Genomic DNA, 20,741 nt, shown 5'->3' with positions numbered 1-20,741 from the left:
CGGCCCGCCCCGTACGGAACGACGGCGGCCAGTATGGTGGTGCGCGCCGCCGAGCCGCCCGTACAGAGGGACCACAAGAACGAGACCGGGTGGCGGAGCCAATCGGGAGAGAACCAGCCTTGAGTCGTGAAACTGACAGTTCGTCCTCCGGCCGCCAGGGACGGGGTGCCGCCGGGTACCCCTCGGGCACCCCGCCGTACGGAACCCCGTCGTCCGCGGGTCAGGACGCTCCTGAAGCCGCCGCCGAGCCGGACGAGCCGAAGACCGAGACCACGCTGACGACGCGGATCCGGATCAACATCCCCGGCTCGCGCCCCATCCCGCCGGTCGTGATGCGGACGCCGATGAGCGACACCGCCAAGGCGGCGGACGCGGCGGACGCGGGCGAGCGCACCGGTTCGGTGCCCAGGCCCGAGGCGCCCGAGGCGGAGTCCGAGGAGCCGGCCGCCGACGAGCGGCCCACCAGCGACTGGTTCGCCCCGCGCAAGTCCCCGGCGGCGCCCGCCCCTTCGGCGACCCCGCCGGCCGGCACCCCGCGGCCCGACCTTCCGTACTTCTCCGACGGTCCGGGCGTCAACGGCTCCGGCCGCACGGACGTCCCGAACGGACCGGACGCGGCCCCGGGCCCGCCCTCCGGCCCGACCACCGGCCCCGTCACCGGGAACGTCGCGCTGCCCGTGCGGCCCGTCGGCCGGAGCACGGGCATGGGTCAGGGCGCCGGGCTCGGCCAGAGCGCCCGTGCCGCGGAGACCTCGGACTTCGGCGTGCCCCACGGTCAACTCCCCGTCCAGGGGCCCGAGTCGGGCCGCGGCCCGGGCGAGGGTCCGGGCCAGGGGGCCGACGGGGGGTTCGGCGACGCTCCGCGTCCCGGGCAGGACCCGGCCCGGGGCGGCGGTCACCCCTTCGCCCCCGGCGGGCAGGGCCCGGTGCCCGTCCTGTCGGACGACACGGCGATCCTGACTCCGCAGGCCCCGGCGCCGAGCCCGCTCACCCACTCCGTGGGCAACCCGCTGGCGAACCCGGCCGTCAACCCGGCGGCCCCGGCCGGCCACGTCTCCGGCGACACCCTCACCAGCGGCATCCCGGTCGTTCCGCCGGAGCACCGGGGCGCGTCGTTCCCGGGCGGTCCGGCCGGCCCGGTGCTCACGCCGCCGCCGGGCGCCGACCCCGACGAGGCCGAGGCCCCGGCCCCGCCCCAGCGCACGAGCACGCCCGCGGCGGCCGCCAAGCCCGCCAGGAAGGGCCGCTCCAAGCTGGCCCTGCTCGGCGGCGGCCTGATCGTCCTGGTCGGCGTCGCCTACGGCGCCGGTCTCGTCCTGAACCACTCCGAGGTCCCCAAGGGCACCACCGTCCTCGGCGTCGACATCGGCGGCGGCACCAAGGAGTCGGCCGTCTCCAAGCTCGACCAGACGCTCGGCAAGCGCGCCAACCAGCCGCTGCACCTCACGGTCGACGGCAAGCAGGAGCAGCTGAAGCCCGAGATCGCGGGCCTCTCGCTGGACAGCCAGGCCACCGTGCGCGCGGCGGCGGGCAGCGACTACAACCCGGTGTCCGTCATCGGCTCGCTCTTCGGCGGCAAGCGGGTCGCCGAACCCGTGATCCCGGTCGACGAGGAGAAGCTCGGCGTCGCGCTGACCGACCTCGCCGGGGCGTCGGGCTCGGCGACCGAGGGCACCATCAAGTTCGTACCGGGCAAGGCGGTCGCGGAGCCCGGCAAGGCGGGCAAGTCGCTCGACGTGAACCGCTCGATGATCTCGGTCAAGGACGCGTACCGGACCATGGTGCAGACCGGCAAGGCGGACCCGGTGTCGCTGCCGGTGTCGGTCCGCCAGCCCACCGTCAGCCAGGCCGAGATCGACCGGGCGATGAAGGAGTTCGCGCAGCCCGCGATGTCCGGGATCGTCACGATCAAGGCGGGCGGCAAGTCGCTCCCCTTCGGTCCCTCGAAGTCGCTCCCCAAGATCCTCTCGATGAAGCCGATCGACGGGAAGCTGGTCGAGGTCTACGACAAGAAGGCGATCACCGAGCTGATCGGCAGCACCTTCAAGGGCGTCATGATCACCAAGGGCGACGGCCAGAAGCACGAGGTGTCGGCCGACGACGTGGCCCACGCCATGCAGACCGCGCTGCGCGGCAAGACCCCCGCCGAGCGCACGGTCACGATCGACCTGAACCCCAGCTGACCCGGTCGAGCCGGTCCGCCACCGCCCCCGCACCCCTCGTGGCCCGGGGGCGGTGTCATGCCCGCACCCATGACATACGTCATGCTGGAGTCACGACGCACGCCACTGCCGGGGTGCCGGGGCCCTGGGCGAGTCTTGACCCATGACGCAGACAGCCCCTCCCGCCGAGCGGACCGCACAGTCCGTGGTGAGCTTCGAGAACGTGAACAAGAGCTACGGCGACGTCCGTGCCGTGGCCGACCTGTCGCTGCGGCTGTACCCCGGCGAGACGGTCGCCCTGCTCGGCCCCAACGGCGCCGGCAAGTCCTCCACGCTCGACCTGCTGCTCGGACTGCGCAACGCCGACTCCGGCACGGTCAGCCTCTTCGGCATGACGCCCTCGCAGGCCATCAACGCGGGCAAGGTCGGGGCGATGCTCCAGAGCGGCGGCCTGATGGAGGACGTCACCGTGCGCGAGCTCGTCAAGCTCGGCTGCGACCTGCACCCCCAGCCGTACCCGGTGGCCGAGGTCATGGACCGGGCGGGGATCACGCAGATCGCCGACCGCAGGGTCAACAAGCTCTCCGGCGGCCAGGAGCAGCGCGTCCGCTTCGCGCTCGCCACGGCGGGGGCCAACGACCTGATCGTCCTCGACGAGCCGACCACCGGCATGGACGTGACCGCCCGCCAGGCGTTCTGGGCGACGATGCGCGAACAGGCGGCCCAGGGGCGCACGGTCCTGTTCGCCACGCACTACCTGGAGGAGGCGGACGCGATCGCCGACCGGGTGCTCGTCCTGCACAAGGGCAAGCTCCTCGCCGACGGCACCGCGGCCGAGATCAAGGCCAAGGCGGGCGCCCGCCGGGTCAGCTTCGACCTGGAGGGCACGATCGACGAGGCCGCCCTGCGCGAGCTGCCCTTCCTGTCCACCATCGACATCTCGGGCCGCACCGTCCGCATCCAGTCGCACGACGCCGACGCCACGATGCACGCGGTGTACGGGCTCGGCCTCTACCCGCGCAACCTCGAAGTCGCGGGCCTCGGCCTGGAGCAGGCCTTCGTCGCCATCACCTCGGCCGAGGAGGCCAACGCAGCATGAACACTCTGATCAAACTCGAAATCACCCGCACCCTGCGGAACAAGAAGTTCATGTTCTTCTCGGTGATCTACCCCTCGGCGCTCTACCTGCTCTTCGCGGCCTCGCAGAACAGCACGGACAAGGTCAAGGGCACCGACCTCACCTTCCCCGCCCTGTACATGGTCTCGATGGCCTCCTTCGGCGCGATCACCGCCGTCCTCATGGGCAACAGCGAGAAGATCGCCAAGGAGCGCGAGAAGGGCTGGGTGCGCCAGCTGCGCCTGACCACCCTGCCGGGCCGCGGCTACGTCCTGGCGAAGATCGCCAGCGCGGCCGTGGTGACCCTGCCGTGCATCGTGGTGGTCTTCCTCGTCGCGGCCGTCACCAAGGGCGTGCGGTTCGAGGCCTGGCAGTGGGGTGCGCTGACCGTCGCCATCTGGGCGGGTTCGCTCTGCTTCGCGGCCCTCGGCGTCGCGATCGGCTACATCGCCAGCGGTGACGCGGTCCGCCCGATCACGATGATCATCTACTTCGGCATGTCGATCCTGGGCGGCCTGTGGATGCCCAGCACCGTCTTCCCGCAGTGGCTGCAGAACATCGCGGAGTGGCTGCCCACGCACGCGTACGCTGCCCTGGGACAGGCCATCGAGCTGGGCGACGCCCCGCACGGCAAGGACCTCGCCATCCTCGTCGTCTACTTCCTGCTCTTCGCGGGCGGCGCGGCATGGCTGTACCGGAAGGACACCCTGAAGGCGTGAGTCCCGTGAACCAGGGGCACCCGGCGGCGCGGATCGGGATGAGTCCCGAGACGCGCCGCCAGATGCTGCAGAAGCTGATGTGGGTCGGTATCTGGCTGGCCTTCATGGGCGCCCCCGTCGGCGACCTGCTCGACGGCCACCACACCACCGTGCCCACGGTGCTCGGCTGGCTCGGCCTGGCGAGCTTCGTGAGCGTCTACCTGGCCCTGGTCCTGCGCCACACGGCCCGGCCCCTGGCCACCACCACGGTCTACGGCCTGCTGGGCTTCCAGGCGGCGCTGGCGGTCTCGCTCTCGCTGACCCTCGGCTCATCGTGGCTGGTGCTCTTCGTGTACGTGTCCGTCTCGTGCGGGGCCACGCTGCCGATGGCGCTGGCGAGTTGGGCGATCCTGGCGTCGACCGCCACCATGACCCTGATCGGGGTCCGCGTCACCCACGTCGGCGACGTCGTGCCGGGCCTGGTCATCCCCGCGTTCCTGGGCGGCTTCGCCATGACCGGCGTACGCCATCTGATCCGTACCTCGGTGGAGCTGCGCGAGGCCCGAGCCACCGTGGCCCAACTGGCCGCGAACGAGGAGCGGTTGAGGATGGCCCGCGATCTGCACGACCTGCTCGGCCACTCCCTGTCCCTCATCACGCTGAAGAGCGAGCTGGCCGGGCGGATGCTGCCGGGCCATCCCGACCAGGCGGCGCGGCAGGTGGCCGACATCGAGCAGGTGAGCCGACAGGCCCTGGTCGACGTGCGGGCCGCCGTGAGCGGCTACCGCAGGGCCACGCTGCCCGCCGAACTCGCGGGCGCCCGCACCGCGTTGAGCGCCGCGGGCATCCAGGTGGACGTGCCGTCCGAGGTGCCCGAGGGGCTGCCCGCAGCGGAGGAGGAGGTGCTCGCCTGGGTCCTGCGCGAGGCCGCCACCAACGTCGTACGGCACAGCGGCGCCCGGCACTGCACGGTCACCGTCGGCGAACGCCAGACCCTGGACGGCCGCTTCCTCGAACTGCGGGTCCAGGACGACGGAACGACCCGCCCCGGCGCTCCGGCCCCGGTCGCGGGCAACGGCCTGACGGGGCTCGCGGAGCGCCTGGAGAAGGTGTCCGGGGTCCTGGAGACCGACGCCGGGCGCAAGGGCTTCGCGCTGACCGCCCGCATCCCGCTGCCACCTGAGGGCGCGCCCGGCCGGGATGGGAGCGGTCTCGGCCTCTGACCAGCGAGAACGGCGTCGTACGACGGTTTTTGGACAGGGCGTGGCGCTGCATACTCTTGACGCATGAGTGAACTTGCGGGGGAGTCCCCACAACGGCGGCTGAGGATTCTCCTCGCCGAGGACCAGTCCATGGTCCGCGAGGCCCTCGCCGCCCTGCTCGGCCTGGAGCCGGACATGGAGGTGGTGGCGCAGGCGGCCCGGGGGGACGAGGTGCTCGCGGCGGCCCGCGCCCACGCGGTGGACGTGGCGCTGCTCGACATCGAGATGCCGGGCATGACCGGCATCGAGGCGGCGGCGCGGCTGCACCGCGAGCTGCCGGACGTGAAGATCGTGATCCTGACGACCTTCGGGCGGCCCGGATATCTGCGCAGCGCCATGGAGTCGGGCGCGGACGCGTTCCTCGTGAAGGACGCGCCGGCGGCCCAACTGGCCACGGCGGTGCGCAAGGTGCTCGCGGGTGAGCGGGTCATCGACCCGACGCTGGCCGCCGCCGCCCTCGCCGAGGGGGCGAACCCGCTGACCGAGCGCGAGCGCGACGTGCTGCGGGCGGCGCAGGACGGCGCGACCAACGCCGAACTGGCCGCGGCCCTCTGCCTCTCCCAGGGCACGGTCCGCAACTACCTCTCCATGGCGATCCAGAAGCTGGCCGCCCGCAACCGGGCGGAGGCGGTCCGCATCGCCCGCGAGAAGGGGTGGCTGTAGTCGCGGAACCCCGTGATCCACGACCTGACCGCGGGGTTTGCGTCGCTTGGTGGGGCGGGGCTCAGCAGCTCACCAGGAGCAGGGTCAGGGCCGAGCAGACGTGGACCGCGGAGTTGTTGCCCGGGTCCGGGTCGGCGGGGGTCAGGTCGACCAGGGCGGCCGTGACCGGGAGGCTGCCGCTCATCGTCAGGAGCCCGGCGTGCAGCGTCAGTTTCCGCGTGACGGTGGCGCCGGACGGGATCGCGCCCAGCGCGCAGACCGCGGTCCGGTTCGTCCGGTCGAGGGTGCAGCCGGACGCGGAGGGCGCGGTGAACCCGGCCGGGTAGCTGAACCACACGCGCGCGGCGCTGACGGCCGCGGGGCCGTTGTTGGTGACGCTCGCGGTGAAGGTGGCCGCGTTGATGCCGAGCCCCTTGGGGGAGGCGTCCAGGGTCACGGAGAGGTCGGCCCGCGCGGGGTCGGCGCCGGCCGGGGCGGCCAGGCCGAGGGTGGCGAGGAGGGGGAGGAGCAGGGCGGTGGCGAGACGGGCGGCTATGGGTCTCGGACGGGACAAGGCGACTCCTGGCGAGGTGGGCCGACATGGTGGCGCCCTCAACAGGCCGTCTCGTACGGCCTGTTGAGGGCGCGTCAACAGATTGTGACGGCTGCTCGCCGTTCCGGCAGGGTTTTCCGGGCCGGGGCGGGGATTGGCCGGATGTGGCCGCTTCAGTGTCCGGGACGCCCCGTTCCCGGGCCCAGGGCGACGCCCCGCCCCGCGTAGAACCGCTCCAGGTCCGCCCACCCGATGCGGGCGAACTCCTGCGAGCGGCCCTGGAAGCCGGACGGGTTGTGGAAGACCAGCGCCTCCTCGGTCGCCCCCACCGCCAGGACCAGATGACCGCCCCGGCGCTCCGGAGCGGGGGCGAGTTCGCGGATCGAGGGGTGGACGGACAGCATCAGCAGGTGCCCGGACGCGATCAGCCTGGGGAGCTCGGCGAGGGGCAGGTGCGGTCTGGCCGCGGCCCGCAGGCCCCACCGTTCGTGGGCGTAGTGCGCGAACGGGGCGTAGATCAGGCCGTCCAGGCCGTCGCCGCGGCGGACGTACGCCCCGGCCGCCACGCACTCCGCCGCGAGCTCCATCGCCGTGGGGGCCGAGCCCTGCCAGTACTCCAGCGCCATCCGCAGGCAGGCCACCCCGCACAGCCGCCACGACCACCAGGCGTACTCCTCGGGGGTCTCGGCCCCGTACTTGCGCCACAGCGGGTCCTCGGCCGCGTCGAGCGAGCCGCGGACGATCGCCTCCACCAGCTCGGGGGAGGCCCATTGGGCGTGGTACGGGACGGGGTGGACGGCCGACGGCCGGTGGGTCTCGCTCATGACAGGAACCCTAGGCGGGCCCGGACACCGGATCAGTTCAGCATCGCCCGGGCCGCTCGCGCCCGGCGCCGGATCGATTCCGCGGTGGCCGGCTCCACCGCCTCCACCACGTCCGCGTACTGGTCGAGTTCGGCGGCGCCGGTCAGGAAGTCGCCGCGCTGGACCAGGAGTTGGGCCCGCTCGAAGCGCAGCCGGGCCGGATGCGAGGGGAGCAGCAGGGCGAGCTCCACGGCCCACAGGGCGACGTCGCTGCGCTCGGGGCGGGCGGCCGCCCAGGCGCGGATGTTGTTCAGGACGCGCACCACGATGTCCAGCGGGGCGGCCGGGCTCAGCATCGACTCCTCCAGCGGTGCGCCGGTCGCCCCGGCCACCAGGAGCTCCGCGTCGGCGCCGGTCAGCAGCCGGCCCCCGTCGAAGGGGTCGGCGAGCACCCGGTCGCGGTGCGGGCCGAAGCCCACCACGAAGTGGCCGGGCAGGGCCACTCCGTACACCGGGGCCCCGGCCCGGCGCGCCACCTCGATCCAGACGACCGACAGCAGGATCGGCAGGCCCCGCCGGCGCCGCAGCACCTCGGGCAGCAGGGACGACTCCAGGCGCTGGTAGTCGGCCGGGCTGCCCCGGAAGCCGCAGGCGCTACCGAGCAGTTCGGCCGTCGCCAGGGCCCAGGCGCGGGAGCCGGTGAGGCCGAAGGGGAGGAGCCCGGCCAGGCGGTCCAGCTCGATGTGGGCGGCGTCGATGCCCCGCCGCCCGAGCGCGGGGTCGGCCACCGCTCCCAGGAGCAGGCAGAGCGTCGCCACGTCGGGGCGCTCCGAGCGGGCCTCGTCGGCGAACTCCTGCCGCCAGTCGGTGACTTCCGGATCCATGTCGGCCTCGTACCCGGTCAGTGGGACCGGAAGTGGTGGTAGCTGTGGTGCGTCGCGAAGCCCTGGCCCTCGTAGAGCGCGCGGGCTCCCTCGTTGTCCGCCTCCACCTGGAGCCAGGCCGCCGAGGCGCCCTCGTCCAGGGCCCGGCGGGCCAGCGCGGTCATCACGGCCGTCGCGAGGCCCTGGCGGCGCCGGGCCGGGTCCACCTCGACCGCCATGAAGCCCGCCCAGCGGCCGTCGACCACGCACCGGCCGATCGCCGCGGGCACCGGCCCGTCGCCGGGCACCGAGGCGAACCACACCGAGGGGCCGCTGCCCAGGACCCTCAGCACGTGTTCGCCCGGGGTCTCCGAGCGCTGGTAGCGGCTCAGCCACGCCTCGTCGACCGCGCGGTCCAGGCGGACCCGGGACACGTCGGCGTCGAGGTCGGCGATGGGCGCGAGCCCGGCGATCCGTACCTCGGCGCTCACCTCGCGCTCCCAGCCCGCCCGGTCGAGATCGGCGCAGAGCCGTTCCTGGGTGTCCGCCGCGCCCGTCGCGGCCTGGATGTAGGCGGGCAGGCCGCGGGCCGCGTACCAGGCGCGCACCCGGCCGAGGGCGTCCGGCAGGGGCAGGCCCGGGTCGCCCAGCGGCAGGACCGAGTTCGCCCGGCGGGTGAAGCCGCCCGCCGCGCGCAGGGTCCATCCGCCGAGCCGTTCGCTCTCCACCGGCTGCCAGGCGCGCGCGAGGACGGGCGCGAGTTCCTCGAAGGAGGCGGCCGGGCCGCGGCGGCGGGCCGGGGCGGCCGGGACGACCTTGCCGGCCACCAGCGTGGACTCGTCGATGCGGACCGTCTCACCGCTCTTTCGTGTGATCGACAACACACCGTCGTCCCAGGATGTGAGGACGCCGACCGTGTCCGAGAACAGGGAGCCTGGAGTTCCACTGGAGCTCAGGCGCCGGACTGATACGCGTTTGCCCGTATCCGCAGCCGTGATTCGGACCTCAAGCCGTCCGCCGGTGGTGAATTCCACAGGTCTCTCCGCCCCTCCTGTTCGGATCGTGCCCCGAACCGGAGATACTAGGCGCGGGCATCGACGACGCCGCGCTCCCGCGCGCCACGTGGACGGAGCCGCAGATCGGCCCGCCGCGCCCTATCGAGGAGGAACGACAGCGTGACCTACGTCATCGCGCAGCCTTGTGTCGACGTCAAGGACAAGGCGTGTATCGAAGAGTGCCCGGTCGACTGCATCTACGAGGGCTCCCGGTCCTTGTACATCCACCCGGATGAATGCGTCGACTGTGGCGCCTGCGAGCCGGTGTGCCCGGTCGAGGCGATCTTCTACGAGGACGACACCCCGGACGAGTGGAAGGACTACTACAAGGCGAACGTGGAGTTCTTCGACGAGCTCGGTTCGCCCGGTGGCGCGTCCAAGCTCGGCCTGATCGAGCGGGACCACCCCTTCATCGCAGCGCTGCCGCCGCAGAACGGCTGATCGCGCTTCCCCGGTCCCCGTACGGCTCAGCTGCCGTACGGGGCCGCGGTGTTTCCCGGTCCGGCGCTCCCGCAGCACCGTACGTACGAGAAAGTGAGCCCCCTTCGTGAGCGCAGTCTCCTCGCGCCTTCCCGTCTTCCCCTGGGACAAGCTGGAGCCGTACAAGGCGACGGCCGCGGCCCACCCGGACGGCATCGTGGACCTCTCCGTCGGCACGCCCGTCGACCCGGTCCCCGAGCTCGTCCAGGAGGCCCTGAAGGGGGCGGCGGACTCGCCGGGCTATCCCACGGTGTGGGGCACGCCCGCGCTGCGCGACGCGATCAAGGGGTGGCTGGAGAAGCGGCTCGGGGCGCGCTCGGTCGAGCACACGAACATCCTGCCCGTGATGGGCTCCAAGGAGCTGGTGGCCTGGCTGCCCACCCAGCTCGGCCTGGGCGCCGGAGACCAGGTGGCCTACCCGCGGCTGGCCTACCCGACCTACGAGGTCGGCGCGCGGCTGTGCGGCGCGGAGCCGGTCGTCTACGACGACCCGACCGAGCTCGACCCCACGAACCTGAAGCTGCTCTGGCTCAACTCGCCGTCCAACCCGACCGGCCGGGTCCTCGCCAAGGACGAGCTCGTACGGATCGTGGCGTGGGCCCGCGAGCACGGCGTGCTGGTCTTCTCCGACGAGTGCTACCTGGAGCTGGGCTGGGAGGCCGAGCCGGTCTCGGTGCTGCACCCGGACGTGTGCGGCGGCACCTTCGAGGGCCTCGTCGCCGTCCACTCGCTGTCCAAGCGCTCGAACCTGGCCGGCTACCGGGCCGCGTTCATCGCCGGCGACGCGGGCGTGCTCGGCGAGCTGCTCCAGATCCGCAAGCACGGCGGCATGATGACCGCGGCCCCCGTGCAGGCGGCCGTCGTGGCCGCGCTGGGCGACGACGCGCACGTGCAGGAGCAGCGGGCGCGGTACGCGGCGCGGCGGTCCGCGCTGCGCGAGGCCCTGGAGAAGCGCGGCTTCCGCATCGAGCACAGCGAGGCCAGCCTCTACCTGTGGGCGACCCGCGACGAGGGCTGCTGGGAGACCGTGGCGAGCCTGGCCGAACTGGGCATCCTGGTGGCGCCCGGGGACTTCTACGGCGAGGCGGGCGAGCGGTTCGTACGGGTCGCGTTCACGGCGACCGACGAGCGCGTCGAGGCGGCCGTCAAGCGGCTCGGGCAGTAGCCCGCGCGAGGCAGGCGTCCGCGCACGCGGAAGGGGCCCGGGGAGGCTGTACTCCCCGGGCCCCTTCGCATCACCTGCGCCCTCGGTCAGCCACCGATCGGCAGGCCCTTCAGCGGGAGCTGGTCGGTGCTCGGCAGACCCTGGGTGGGCAGGCCGCCGGTCGGCAGGCCGCCCCGGGTGGCGGTCTGGGCGGTCGAACCGAGGATGTCGCCCGCGCTGCCCGCCGCGTCACCGGCCGCCTTCTGCGCGGCCGGGGTGGCCACCTTGCCCGCCTGTCCGACCGTCTTGCCCGCCGCCGGCACGGCCTTCTTGACGGTGGCCGCCCCGGTGTCGCCCGCCAGGCCGGTGGCCTTCTGGGTCACCCCGTCGACGGCGTTGCTGACCGAGCTGGGGTCCATCTGGGTGAAGCCGCCGAGGTTCGGCGCGGCCTGGGGGAGTTCCACGGCGCTTGCGGAGCCGGCCGCACCGACCACGGGCGCTGCACCTGCCGCGATGAGCAGCGCGGCGCGGGCGATCCGACGGGTCAGGGGGAGGGACATGATGCTCCTTCAGACGGGTTGGAAATGTGTCGCTGTCCGGCGTTCGGACGCTGTGACAACCGCCGTGAGGGGAGGAGAGGTTGCGGTGGGCCGGTGTAAAGAGTTTGCAATGCGTCGCATTATCTACTCTGGATAAAAACGGGCAAATGATCGCGCGCCGAATTGCATGACGACCCGTCAGATCCCTTTGTTTCCAAGGGGGTTGACGATTCTTCGGATCGACGTCCGGACGCGGGTGCGAAAGGGGTGCGCCAGGGGAGGCGGGGTACCCCGGTCGAGTGCCCGGCCGAACGGGCGGCCGGTTACGGCGCGAGGGTGATTCGTACCTCTTGCGTACCGTCGCTCGCGGATCCGGCGCCCGGACCCCGCCCGGTGGAGGCGGGGACGGCGGCGGAAGCGGGGGGCCTGGACCAGCCCTTGGCCGAGTCGTCCGCGCTCCAGACCCGGCCCGCGTACGAGACCTGCGCGATGTGCAGCGAGGAGGCCCGGGCCACCGCCCAGTGCGCCAGCGCCCAGCCGCGCTGCTCCCGGTCGGCGCCCGCCGCGGCCGTGCCCTCGGTGACGCGCACCGGCACGGCGACCTCGTGGCCCGCGCCGGGCGGCTGCTCGGCGGGCACCACGCCCTCGCCGAACGCCTTCGTCAGGCCCTCCCGGACCTGCGCCGGGTCGCCCGGCTGGACGTTCTTGGCCACCGTGCAGGTCAGCGAGGCGGAATCGCGGCCGGTCAGCGAGGCCGTCAGGACCGCCGCGTCCGGCTCGTGCTTGGCGTACGCCTGCGGGAAGCCGCTGCGCTGCACCTTCTGCGCGGCCACGGTCAGCGGGAGCCGCGAGTAGCCCGGGACCTCGGCCAGGTGCTTGTAGAACTTCCCGGCCGAGTAGACCGGATCCATGATCTGCTCGGCGGTGCCCCAGCCCTGCGAGGGCCGCTGCTGGAACAGGCCGAGCGAGTCCCGGTCGCCGTGGTTCAGGTTGCGCAGGCCCGACTCCTGGAGCGCGGTGGCCAGCGCGATCGTCACCGCCCGCTCGGGCATGCCGTGCGCGATGCCGACGGCGCTGATCGTCGCCGCGTTCTCCGCCTGCTCCGGACTCATCCGGAAGGAGGCGTCGCCCGACCCCGCCACGCATCTGGGCGCACCGGGACCGCCGCTCACGTACTGCACCACCAGATATCCGGCGAGCGCGAGCAGCACGGCGAGGGCCGCCCCGATCCGGAGGAGGCGGCCGCGTCGGGAGGGGCGCGGGAGGTCGATGGGCTCGGACACGGTGCCCACCGTACTGGAGCGCGAAGGGACCCTCAGCGGGGGCGTTAGGGTCGGGGCCATGGCCGATAGCACCCTGGACCTCACCGCGGACGCGCCCTCGCTGACCGCCCAGCTCGTCGACTTCGCCTCCGTGAGCGGCGAGGAGGAGCCGCTGGCGGACGCCATCGAGCGCGAACTGCGCAAGCTGGCCCACCTCACCGTCGACCGCCACGGCAACAACGTGGTGGCGCGCACGAACCTGGGCCGGGCCGAGCGGATCATCCTGGCCGGCCACATCGACACCGTGCCGATCGCCGACAACGTGCCCTCCCGGCTCGACGGCGACGGCGTGCTGTGGGGCTGCGGGACGAGTGACATGAAGTCGGGCGTGGCGGTGCAGCTGCGGATCGCGCAGACCGTGACCGCCCCCAACCGGGACCTGACCTTCGTGTTCTACGACAACGAGGAGGTCGCGGCCCACCTCAACGGCCTGGGCAAGGTCGCCGAGGCCCACCCCGAGTGGCTCGCGGGCGACTTCGCGGTGCTGCTCGAACCCTCCGACACCGAGGTCGAGGGCGGCTGCCAGGGCACCCTGCGGGTGCTGCTGAGGACCAGCGGCGAGCGCGCCCACTCCGCGCGCAGCTGGATGGGCTCCAACGCCATCCACGCGGCCGCGCCCATCCTCGCGAAGCTGGCCTCCTACGAGCCGCGCCGCCCGGTGATCGACGGCCTGGAGTACCACGAGGGCCTCAACGCCGTACGCGTCGAGGGGGGCGTGGCCGGCAACGTGATCCCGGACGCGTGCACGGTCGTCGTCAACTACCGCTACGCGCCCGACCGCACCGCCGAGGAGGCCGTCGCCCACGTCCGCGAGGTCTTCGCTGACTGCGACATCGCCGAGTTCGTCGTCGACGACCACTCGGGGGCCGCGCTGCCCGGGCTCTCGCACCCGGCCGCCGCGGCCTTCATGGCGGCGGTCGGCGGCACCGCGCGGCCCAAGTTCGGCTGGACCGACGTCTCGCGCTTCGGCGACCTCGGCATCCCCGCCGTCAACTACGGCCCCGGCGACGCGCTCCTGGCCCACAAGCGGGACGAACACGTCGTCGTCGAGCGGATCACGCGGTGCGAGACGCGGCTGCGGGCCTGGCTGACCGACTGAGCCCGGTCCTCTTCCGGCCGGCCGCCCTCCATTCCTTCATTCAAGGCTTCGGTAGCGGGGTGGCCTGCCTGAATTCCGCCATTCGTAATGTTCGCCGACCTACCCTGGCGGAGCACGCGCAACATCGTCAGCGGAGGGAGCACGGTATGGCCAACCCCGAGGGAACCCCGTTTCCGGCGGAGCAGCGGCTGGAACAGCGGCTCGGACCGGTGCTGCGCCGCCGCGATCAGGTCCAGCCCGGCACCACCGACCAGCGCCTCCTCGACACCGAGGGCGACTCGCAGTGGGTGCACACCGACCCCTGGCGGGTCATGCGCATCCAGTCGGAGTTCGTCGAGGGCTTCGGCGCGCTCGCCGAACTGCCCAGCGCCATCAGCGTGTTCGGCTCGGCCCGCACCCCGGCGGGCTCACCCGAGTACGAGGCGGGCGTCCGGATCGGCCGGGCCCTGGTCGACGCGGGCTTCGCGGTGATCACCGGCGGCGGCCCGGGCGCCATGGAGGCCGCGAACCGGGGCGCGCGGGAGGGCAACGGCATCTCCGTCGGCCTCGGCATCGAGCTCCCCTTCGAGCAGGGGCTCAACCCGCACGTCGACATCGGGATCAACTTCCGGTACTTCTTCGTGCGCAAGACCATGTTCGTCAAGTACGCCCAGGGCTTCGTCGTGCTGCCGGGCGGCCTCGGCACCCTGGACGAGCTGTTCGAGGCCCTGACGCTGGTCCAGACCCGCAAGGTCACCCGCTTCCCGATCGTGCTGTTCGGCAGCGAGTACTGGGGCGGCCTCGTGGACTGGCTGCGCGACACGGTGATCGCCCAGGGCAAGGCCTCCGAGGGCGACCTCCTGCTCTTCCACGTCACCGACGACGTGGACGAGGCGGTCGCCCTGGTCACCAAGGAGACCGGGCACTGAGCGCGCCCTAGGCGAGTCCCCGGCGGGCCACCGCCGGGGGACGGTGGCCCGCGATGGACGCCACCATGTCGAGGACCTGACGGGTCTCGGCCACCTCGTGGACGCGGTACACCCGCGCACCCAGCCACGCGGAGACCGCCGTCGTCGCCAGCGTCCCGATGACGCGCTCCTTCACCGGCCGGTCGAGGGTCTCGCCCACGAAGTCCTTGTTGGACAGCGAGACCAGGACCGGCCACCCGGTGCCGGTCATCTCCTCCAGGCGCCGCGTCGCCTCCAGGCTGTGCCGCGTGTTCTTCCCGAAGTCGTGCCCGGGGTCGATCATGATCCCGTCGGGCCGCACGCCCAGCTCCACGGCCCGCTCGGCGAGCCCCACGGTGACCCGCAGGATGTCCGCCATCACGTCGTCGTACGCGATCCGGTGCGGCCGGGTGCGGGGCTCGACGCCGCCCGCGTGGGTGCACACCAGACCGGCGCCGTACCGCGCCGCCACCTCGGCGAGCTTCGGATCGAAGCCGCCCCACGCGTCGTTGAGGACGTCCGCGCCGGCCTCGCAGACCGCCGCGCCCACGTCGTGCCGCCAGGTGTCCACGCTGATGACGACGTCCGGGAACCGCTTGCGGACCTCGGCCACGAAGCCGACCGTGCGCCGGGCCTCCTCCTCGGCCGTGACCTCCTCGCCGGGGCCCGCCTTGACCCCGCCGATGTCGATGATGGCCGCGCCCTCGGCGACCGCCTGCTCCACGCGGGCGAGCGCGGGCTCGTCGTGGAACGTGGCCCCCTGGTCGTAGAAGGAGTCGGGGGTCCGGTTCACGATGGCCATGATCACCGGCTCGTGCGCGGTGAATTCGCGTCGGCCAAGCCGCAGCGTGCCGCGGTCCGTTCCGCTGTGCATCCCCTGTGTCCTTTGCTGTGGGTCGGCCGTTGTCCGCCTGCGACCCTAACTGTCAGTGCCGCATGGCACGATCGGTCCCGAACAGTTTCCGGCGTCGGGAAGAGGCTCGCTCGTGTTCTGGTTCTTGCTGATCGCGATGGTCGTCGTGGTCGCCGCCGTGACCCTCGCCGTGGTGGGCGGAGGTGGTGACGACGGCGCGGTGCTGCCGGACACCGAGCCGGAGCACCTGGTGGACCCGCTGCCCGAGCACCGCCCGGTGGCCCGGGCCGACGTGGAGGCGCTGCGCATCCCGGTGGTGCTGCGGGGCTACCGGATGGCCGACGTCGACGACGTGCTGAGCAGACTCGGCGCGGAGCTCGCCGAGCGGGACGCGCGGATCGCGGAGCTCCAGGCGGCGGCGGTCGCGGCGAGCCGGGACCGCGCGGCGTCCACGGAGCGGATCACGACCGGGCCCGAAGTCCAGCAGGGGCTCGGCACATCCGGCCCCGCGGCCGGGCCGACCGACGAGGAGCCCCGGCGATGAGCGGCGCGATCCCCGGCCCCGACGGCCGGCTGCGCTGCCCCTGGGGCCTGTCCGCCGAGGAGTACGTGGCGTACCACGACACCGAGTGGGGCCGCCCGGTGCACGGCGACGACGCGCTGTACGAACGGCTCTGCCTGGAGGCCTTCCAGTCGGGGCTCTCCTGGATCACGATCCTGCGCCGCCGCGAGGGCTTCCGGCGGGCCTTCGCGGGCTTCAGGATCGCGGCGGTGGCGGAGTTCACCGACGCCGACAAGGAGCGGCTGCTCGGCGACGTGGGCATCATCCGCAACCGGCTCAAGATCGAGGCGACGGTCGCCAACGCCCAGGCGCTCGCCACCTGGTCGCCCGGCGAGCTCGACGCGCTCATCTGGTCGTACGCCCCGGCGGCCCGCCCGGCGCCCCGCACCCTCTCCGACGTCCCGGCCGTCACCGACGAGTCGACGGCCCTGTCCAAGGCCCTGAAGAAGCGCGGCCTGCGCTTCGTCGGCCCGACGACGGCGTACGCCCTGATGCAGGCGTGCGGCCTGGTCGACGACCACCTCGTGGACTGCGTGGCGCGGGGCGGCGCCTGAGAGCCGGGCTCTCCCGCGGCCGCCCCGCCCGCTCAGCGGCCGACGTACGTCGGCTTCTCCTTGGCGAGGAAGGCGGCCACCGCGATGGCGTGGTCCTCGGAGGCGCCCGCCCTGGTCTGGAGCTCGTCCTCCTTCTCCAGCGCCTCGGCGAGGGTGTGCCCCGCGCCGTAGGCCAGCGACTCCTTGAGCGCGCCGTACGCCACGGTCGGGCCCGCGGCGAGGGTCCGGGCCACCGCGAGGGCCTCGGCGGCCAGCTCGGCGGCCGGTACGACCTTGTTGACCAGCCCGATCTCGTACGCCTCCTGGGCGGAGATCGAGCGCGGGAACAGCAGCAGGTCGGCGGCGCGGGACTGGCCGATCAGCCGCGGCAGCGTCCACGAGACGCCCGAGTCGGCGGTCAGGGCCACCCCGGCGAACGACGTGTTGAACGCCGCCGTGTCCGCCACCACCCGGTAGTCCGCGGCCAGCGCGAACCCGAGCCCGGCGCCCGCGGCCACCCCGTTGACGCCGGCCACCACGGGCTTGGGCATCTCGGTGAGCGCCTTCAGGATCGGGTTGTAGTGCTCCCGCACCGTGCTCATCGTCTGACCGGAGCCCGTCTCGCGGTCCGCCGCCAGCGACTCCACGTGCTCCTTGAGGTCCTGCCCGACGCAGAACGCCCGGCCCGTCGCGGTGAGCAGCACGGCCCGTACCGCCGGGTCCCCGGCCGCGGAGCGCACCGCCTCGCGGAGCGCGACCTTGGCCTGCGTGTCCATGGCGTTCATGGCCTCGGGCCGGTTGATCGTGATGGTCGCGAGCCCGTCGCTGACCTCGTACAGCACGGTGTCCGCCATGTGGGATCCCCTCCGTCGCGGATGCTTCTCGATCGTCGTGTCCGCTCAGCATGGCGGAGATCACCGGCGGTGGGCATGTGACCTGCGTCAAACAATCCGGCTACCGGGAGGAACCCGCGGCGGCGAAGTATCGCAGGCGGATCCCCGAATTGAGTGGTTTTGATCGAGCGCGTTGCCCAAGCGATGCGGACCGATGTTGGTCATCGGGTCCTGCGATGCGGGATAATGACCTGGAAGCAATGTGTTCGATGCCGTGACGCGTGCCCAATCCCGGGGGCCGTCGGCTGACGATGAGCTGGTTTCAGGAAGGGGAACGAGCATGGCGGCCATGAAGCCGCGGACGGGCGACGGCCCGCTCGAGGTGACCAAGGAGGGGCGGGGCATTGTCATGCGCGTTCCGCTCGAAGGCGGCGGTCGGCTTGTCGTCGAGCTGACTCCGGACGAGGCCGATGCCCTGGGCGATGCCCTGAAGAAGGTCGTCGGCTGACTCAGCGGGTCCGACCCAGACTCTTCACCGCCCCGGTTCGGTATGCACCTGTGTGCATGCCGTGCCGGGGCGGTGTCGTGTGTGCGGGCCGTCCGGCGGCGGCGTCCCCCTGAGGGCGGCCGGTCGGCTCGGGCGACGATCGTGCGGCGGCGGCCCTCAGCCGCGGCGCACCGCGCAGAGCAGTCCGTCGCCCACCGGCAGCAGGGACTCCACCAGCTCCGTGCTCTCGCGCACCGCGCGCAGCAGTTCGCGCAGCCGCAGCACCTCGGCCGGCTGCACCCCCGAGTCGACCGTGCGGCCGTCCGCGAAGACACCCTCGAAGCAGACGATTCCGCCGGGCCGCAGCAGGCGCAACGATTCAGCGAGCACGTCGAGGGACTCCATGCGGTCGCCGTCGCAGAAGACCAGGTCGTACCCGCCGTCCGCGAGCCGGGGCAGGACGTCCAGGGCGGGGCCGGGGATGAACCGCGCCCGGTTGGCCGCGAAACCCGCGGCGCGGAACGCCTGCTTGGCGAACTGCTGGCGGTCGGGCTCCGGGTCGACGGTGGTCAACACGCCGTCCGGGCGCAGCCCTTGCAGCAGGTAGATGCCGGAGACGCCGGTTCCGGTGCCGATCTCCGCGACCGCCTTCGCGTCCGCCGTGGCAGCGAGCAGCCGCAGCGCGGCGCCTGTCCCCGGGGACACCGAACGCAGGCCTGCCTCCCGGGCCCGGTCACGGGCCCAGCGCAGCGCGTCGTCCTCGGCGACAAAGGCGTCGGCGAACGCCCAGCTCGTCTGCCGGTTGGCGGTAATGGCCCTCTCCTGTCCCCTTGGTTGGCGCAACGGTGACTGTATCCGCTGGAGTCGGGAACCCGCAGATGGGACCGCGCGTTAAGGAGGCCAGGGGACAGCGGGGGAGCACATGGGCGAGTTCGGGGAAGAGGGCCGGAAGCCGGTCCCAAATGCACGTAAAGATTCTTATCCGGAGCTAACGGGCGAGGTGGCTATGGTAGGGGCTCCACTGGACACCACCAGAGCCGACAGGGGAGGTGCGGCTGCGCCTGTGGATCGGGGAGGAGTGCTGCGGCGTCTTCTCAGGTCGGCGGGTGAGCCGAAATCCGTGACCAACATTGCTGACCGTTCCCGCGCTACCAGCTCCGCTACCACCGCGACCTTCGCCGACGCGGATTCCCAGGCGTGGACTCCCCCTTCGTGGGAGGAGATCGTCAGCACGCACAGCGGCCGGGTCTACCGCCTCGCCTACCGCCTGACGGGAAACCAGCACGATGCCGAGGACCTCACCCAGGAGGTCTTCGTCCGCGTCTTCCGCTCCCTGTCGACGTACACGCCGGGCACCTTCGAGGGCTGGCTGCACCGCATCACCACCAACCTCTTCCTGGACATGGTCCGCCGCCGCCAGCGCATCCGCTTCGACGCGCTGGGCGACGACGCGGCGGAGCGGCTGCCCAGCCGCGAGCCCAACCCCCAACAGGTCTTCAACGACGCCCACTTCGATGCCGACGTGCAGCAGGCGCTCGACACGCTGGCTCCCGAGTTCCGCGCCGCCGTCGTCCTCTGCGACATCGAGGGCCTCTCCTACGAGGAGATCGCGGCCACTCTCGGAGTGAAGCTCGGCACCGTCCGCAGCCGGATCCACCGCGGCCGTTCGCATCTGCGCAAGGCCCTCCAGCACCGTTCGCCCGAGGCCCGCGCCGAGCAGCAGCGCGCCCTCGCGGGGGTGGCGCCGGGAGCGCTCGGGGTGGCCGGAGAGGGGATGGCGTGAGTGGTTCGAGTCCCACCCCGGCGGAGCAGCACCTCGGGGACCGGCTCGCCGCCCTGGTCGACGGTGAGCTGAACCACGACGCCCGCGAGCGTGTCCTGTCCCATCTGGCGACCTGCGCCAAGTGCAAGGCGGAGGCCGACGCCCAGCGCAACCTGAAGAACGTCTTCGCCCAGGCGGCCCCGCCGCCGCCCTCGGAGGGCTTCCTGGCCCGGCTCCAGGGGTTGCCCGCCGGTACCGGGGGTGACGACGACGGCTCCGGGGGACCGTTCGGCGGGGGGCGCCAGGCCGACGGGTTCTTCGAAGGATTCGGGGTGCTGACCCCCAGTGCGGGCGGCCCCCGGGACCCGCGCGTTCCCCGCTCGGGCGGCTTCGGCTACGTCCCGGTCGGTTCCCATGCCGCTGTGCTGCCCGACGGGCTCGGCGGCGGCTTCCGCATCCACGAGGTGGGCCGGTCCGAGCAGGACCGCCCGGGCCCGGGGTGGCGGGGCCGCAGATTCGCGTTCGCCGCAGCGAGCGCCGTGTCCTTGGCCGCGATCGCGCTGGGCGGCACCCTGCCGCTGAGCTCGACGTCCGGAGCCCGGGCCGCGAGCGGGGGCAGCAACGTGGTTCCGCTGCGGTCCAACAGCCCTGCGCCGAGCGGCAGTTCGGCCGAGGACCGGCGCCGCGGTGGCGCCGCGGCCGGATTCCTTTCGGCCATGGCCGCCCAGCCCACGGCGCCCACGGCTCCGGTCTCGCCGGGCCCGCGCGGCCTGGGCGGGATGCCCGCGCAGAACGGGCCCGTCCAGCCGCTGGGCGGCGCCTTTCCGGCCGCCCGCCTGAACGGCTCGTCCCTGCCCCCGTTGATACGCCCCGCCGTGGCGACGCTCCCGCTCACCACGACGGACCTCACGGCCGCGGTGTTCGCCGTCGTCCCCTCCGTGATCCCGAAGGCGCCGGTGCGGTCGGCGGCTCCGGTGGCGTCCGGGCTCCCGCTGACGGCCCGACGCTGACCGCGCCCTGCCGCCGCCTCCGGCGACCTGGTTGAA

Annotated in this window: 23 protein-coding genes; 14 read left to right on the top strand and 9 right to left on the bottom strand. The window is 72.9% G+C overall.

Annotation, left to right across the window (positions count from 1 at the left end; all coding sequences use genetic code 11):
- The first annotated feature begins 119 nt into the window (after window positions 1-119).
- The 5 genes from AC07F3_RS21360 to AC07F3_RS21340 all read left to right on the top strand — a co-directional run bounded on the left by AC07F3_RS21360 (window position 120) and on the right by AC07F3_RS21340 (window position 5,902).
- Window positions 120-2,183, top strand: coding sequence for a peptidoglycan binding domain-containing protein (locus AC07F3_RS21360; RefSeq protein ID WP_479116045.1), 2,064 nt, complete (start codon window positions 120-122; stop codon window positions 2,181-2,183).
- Between the two features lie 142 nt (window positions 2,184-2,325).
- Entirely contained in the window at window positions 2,326-3,261 is a 936-nt protein-coding gene (locus tag AC07F3_RS21355) for an ABC transporter ATP-binding protein (protein ID WP_469835178.1), read from the top strand.
- Window positions 3,258-3,998, top strand: a complete 741-nt coding sequence (locus AC07F3_RS21350) for an ABC transporter permease (protein WP_479116044.1) — start codon at window positions 3,258-3,260, stop codon at window positions 3,996-3,998. The genes AC07F3_RS21355 and AC07F3_RS21350 overlap by 4 nt, the downstream gene beginning before the upstream one ends.
- Before the next feature lie 5 nt (window positions 3,999-4,003).
- Complete coding sequence (locus tag AC07F3_RS21345; RefSeq protein WP_479116272.1) at window positions 4,004-5,200, top strand: sensor histidine kinase; 1,197 nt, start codon at window positions 4,004-4,006, stop codon at window positions 5,198-5,200.
- A 63-nt stretch (window positions 5,201-5,263) separates the two neighbouring features.
- Window positions 5,264-5,902, top strand: coding sequence for a response regulator (locus AC07F3_RS21340; protein WP_479116043.1), 639 nt, complete (start codon window positions 5,264-5,266; stop codon window positions 5,900-5,902).
- 61 nt (window positions 5,903-5,963) lie between these two features.
- Here the strand turns inward: AC07F3_RS21340 and AC07F3_RS21335 are convergent, their stop codons facing one another.
- The 4 genes from AC07F3_RS21335 to AC07F3_RS21320 form a co-directional block, all read right to left on the bottom strand.
- The gene (locus AC07F3_RS21335; protein WP_479116042.1) at window positions 5,964-6,455 is read right to left on the bottom strand and encodes a hypothetical protein; all 492 of its coding nucleotides are present in this window, start codon (window positions 6,453-6,455) and stop codon (window positions 5,964-5,966) included.
- Window positions 6,456-6,607: 152 nt separating this feature from the next.
- Complete coding sequence (locus AC07F3_RS21330; protein WP_479116041.1) at window positions 6,608-7,258, bottom strand: C39 family peptidase; 651 nt, start codon at window positions 7,256-7,258, stop codon at window positions 6,608-6,610.
- A gap of 32 nt (window positions 7,259-7,290) precedes the next feature.
- A complete protein-coding gene (locus AC07F3_RS21325) occupies window positions 7,291-8,121 on the bottom strand; it encodes a transglutaminase-like and tetratricopeptide repeat-containing protein (protein ID WP_479116040.1) in 831 nt (276 codons plus the stop codon).
- A 17-nt stretch (window positions 8,122-8,138) separates the two neighbouring features.
- Window positions 8,139-9,134, bottom strand: coding sequence for a GNAT family N-acetyltransferase (locus AC07F3_RS21320; protein WP_479116039.1), 996 nt, complete (start codon window positions 9,132-9,134; stop codon window positions 8,139-8,141).
- 141 nt (window positions 9,135-9,275) lie between these two features.
- Here AC07F3_RS21320 and fdxA point away from each other — a divergent pair, with 141 nt between their 5' ends.
- Window positions 9,276-9,596 (top strand): ferredoxin, encoded by a 321-nt coding sequence (gene fdxA, locus AC07F3_RS21315; protein ID WP_018845645.1) that lies wholly within the window; start codon window positions 9,276-9,278, stop codon window positions 9,594-9,596.
- A 106-nt stretch (window positions 9,597-9,702) separates the two neighbouring features.
- On the top strand, window positions 9,703-10,800 hold the full coding sequence (gene dapC, locus AC07F3_RS21310) for a succinyldiaminopimelate transaminase (RefSeq protein WP_479116038.1): 1,098 nt from the start codon (window positions 9,703-9,705) through the stop codon (window positions 10,798-10,800).
- Window positions 10,801-10,886: 86 nt separating this feature from the next.
- On the opposite strand, the gene AC07F3_RS21305 is transcribed toward dapC, so the two are convergent.
- A complete protein-coding gene (locus AC07F3_RS21305) occupies window positions 10,887-11,339 on the bottom strand; it encodes an ATP-binding protein (RefSeq protein WP_479116037.1) in 453 nt (150 codons plus the stop codon).
- Window positions 11,340-11,641: 302 nt separating this feature from the next.
- Complete coding sequence (locus AC07F3_RS21300) at window positions 11,642-12,610, bottom strand: VldE C-terminal domain-containing protein (protein WP_479116271.1); 969 nt, start codon at window positions 12,608-12,610, stop codon at window positions 11,642-11,644.
- 49 nt (window positions 12,611-12,659) lie between these two features.
- Here AC07F3_RS21300 and dapE point away from each other — a divergent pair, with 49 nt between their 5' ends.
- On the top strand, window positions 12,660-13,739 hold the full coding sequence (dapE, locus tag AC07F3_RS21295; RefSeq protein WP_479116036.1) for a succinyl-diaminopimelate desuccinylase: 1,080 nt from the start codon (window positions 12,660-12,662) through the stop codon (window positions 13,737-13,739).
- Between the two features lie 146 nt (window positions 13,740-13,885).
- On the top strand, window positions 13,886-14,647 hold the full coding sequence (locus AC07F3_RS21290) for an LOG family protein (RefSeq protein ID WP_479116035.1): 762 nt from the start codon (window positions 13,886-13,888) through the stop codon (window positions 14,645-14,647).
- A gap of 7 nt (window positions 14,648-14,654) precedes the next feature.
- On the opposite strand, the gene folP is transcribed toward AC07F3_RS21290, so the two are convergent.
- The gene (gene folP, locus AC07F3_RS21285) at window positions 14,655-15,539 is read right to left on the bottom strand and encodes a dihydropteroate synthase (RefSeq protein WP_479116034.1); all 885 of its coding nucleotides are present in this window, start codon (window positions 15,537-15,539) and stop codon (window positions 14,655-14,657) included.
- Window positions 15,540-15,651: 112 nt separating this feature from the next.
- On the opposite strand from folP, the gene AC07F3_RS21280 reads away from it, so the two are divergent.
- Both AC07F3_RS21280 and AC07F3_RS21275 read left to right on the top strand, forming a co-directional pair.
- Complete coding sequence (locus tag AC07F3_RS21280) at window positions 15,652-16,062, top strand: cell division protein DivIVA (RefSeq protein ID WP_479116033.1); 411 nt, start codon at window positions 15,652-15,654, stop codon at window positions 16,060-16,062.
- Entirely contained in the window at window positions 16,059-16,634 is a 576-nt protein-coding gene (locus AC07F3_RS21275) for a DNA-3-methyladenine glycosylase I (protein WP_479116032.1), read from the top strand. Before AC07F3_RS21280 ends, AC07F3_RS21275 begins: the two co-directional genes overlap by 4 nt.
- 32 nt (window positions 16,635-16,666) lie before the next feature.
- On the opposite strand, the gene chcB is transcribed toward AC07F3_RS21275, so the two are convergent.
- The gene (chcB, locus tag AC07F3_RS21270) at window positions 16,667-17,467 is read right to left on the bottom strand and encodes a 2-cyclohexenylcarbonyl CoA isomerase (RefSeq protein WP_479116031.1); all 801 of its coding nucleotides are present in this window, start codon (window positions 17,465-17,467) and stop codon (window positions 16,667-16,669) included.
- Between the two features lie 319 nt (window positions 17,468-17,786).
- On the opposite strand from chcB, the gene AC07F3_RS21265 reads away from it, so the two are divergent.
- On the top strand, window positions 17,787-17,954 hold the full coding sequence (locus AC07F3_RS21265; RefSeq protein WP_003966491.1) for a DUF3117 domain-containing protein: 168 nt from the start codon (window positions 17,787-17,789) through the stop codon (window positions 17,952-17,954).
- Between the two features lie 156 nt (window positions 17,955-18,110).
- On the opposite strand, the gene AC07F3_RS21260 is transcribed toward AC07F3_RS21265, so the two are convergent.
- Window positions 18,111-18,776: an O-methyltransferase gene (locus AC07F3_RS21260; RefSeq protein WP_114038909.1), complete on the bottom strand. Its 666-nt coding sequence runs from the start codon at window positions 18,774-18,776 to the stop codon at window positions 18,111-18,113.
- Window positions 18,777-18,939: 163 nt separating this feature from the next.
- Between AC07F3_RS21260 and sigE the strand changes: the two genes are divergently transcribed.
- Window positions 18,940-19,716 (top strand): RNA polymerase sigma factor SigE, encoded by a 777-nt coding sequence (gene sigE / locus AC07F3_RS21255; protein ID WP_479116030.1) that lies wholly within the window; start codon window positions 18,940-18,942, stop codon window positions 19,714-19,716.
- The gene (locus AC07F3_RS21250) at window positions 19,713-20,705 is read left to right on the top strand and encodes an anti-sigma factor family protein (RefSeq protein WP_479116029.1); all 993 of its coding nucleotides are present in this window, start codon (window positions 19,713-19,715) and stop codon (window positions 20,703-20,705) included. The genes sigE and AC07F3_RS21250 overlap by 4 nt, the downstream gene beginning before the upstream one ends.
- Window positions 20,706-20,741: the final 36 nt, after the last annotated feature.

The sequence above is a fragment of the Streptomyces sp. NPDC045846 genome, assembly GCF_056431605.1.
The sequence above is the reverse complement of the archived record's forward strand: the minus strand, read 5'-3'. Positions and strand labels throughout refer to the sequence as shown.

What these genes read in the sequence shown, in the direction of transcription:
- AC07F3_RS21340 (WP_479116043.1), top strand. Translation starts at nt 5,264, where the DNA reads ATGAGTGAACTTGCGGGGGAGTCCCCACAACGGCGGCTGAGGATTCTC.
- dapE (WP_479116036.1), top strand. Translation starts at nt 12,660, where the DNA reads ATGGCCGATAGCACCCTGGACCTCACCGCGGACGCGCCCTCGCTGACC.
- AC07F3_RS21350 (WP_479116044.1), top strand. Translation starts at nt 3,258, where the DNA reads ATGAACACTCTGATCAAACTCGAAATCACCCGCACCCTGCGGAACAAG.
- AC07F3_RS21265 (WP_003966491.1), top strand. Translation starts at nt 17,787, where the DNA reads ATGGCGGCCATGAAGCCGCGGACGGGCGACGGCCCGCTCGAGGTGACC.
- sigE (WP_479116030.1), top strand. Translation starts at nt 18,940, where the DNA reads ATGGTAGGGGCTCCACTGGACACCACCAGAGCCGACAGGGGAGGTGCG.
- AC07F3_RS21305 (WP_479116037.1), bottom strand. Translation starts at nt 11,339, where the DNA reads ATGTCCCTCCCCCTGACCCGTCGGATCGCCCGCGCCGCGCTGCTCATC.
- AC07F3_RS21290 (WP_479116035.1), top strand. Translation starts at nt 13,886, where the DNA reads ATGGCCAACCCCGAGGGAACCCCGTTTCCGGCGGAGCAGCGGCTGGAA.
- AC07F3_RS21275 (WP_479116032.1), top strand. Translation starts at nt 16,059, where the DNA reads ATGAGCGGCGCGATCCCCGGCCCCGACGGCCGGCTGCGCTGCCCCTGG.
- chcB (WP_479116031.1), bottom strand. Translation starts at nt 17,467, where the DNA reads ATGGCGGACACCGTGCTGTACGAGGTCAGCGACGGGCTCGCGACCATC.
- AC07F3_RS21325 (WP_479116040.1), bottom strand. Translation starts at nt 8,121, where the DNA reads ATGGATCCGGAAGTCACCGACTGGCGGCAGGAGTTCGCCGACGAGGCC.
- AC07F3_RS21330 (WP_479116041.1), bottom strand. Translation starts at nt 7,258, where the DNA reads ATGAGCGAGACCCACCGGCCGTCGGCCGTCCACCCCGTCCCGTACCAC.
- folP (WP_479116034.1), bottom strand. Translation starts at nt 15,539, where the DNA reads ATGCACAGCGGAACGGACCGCGGCACGCTGCGGCTTGGCCGACGCGAA.
- AC07F3_RS21355 (WP_469835178.1), top strand. Translation starts at nt 2,326, where the DNA reads ATGACGCAGACAGCCCCTCCCGCCGAGCGGACCGCACAGTCCGTGGTG.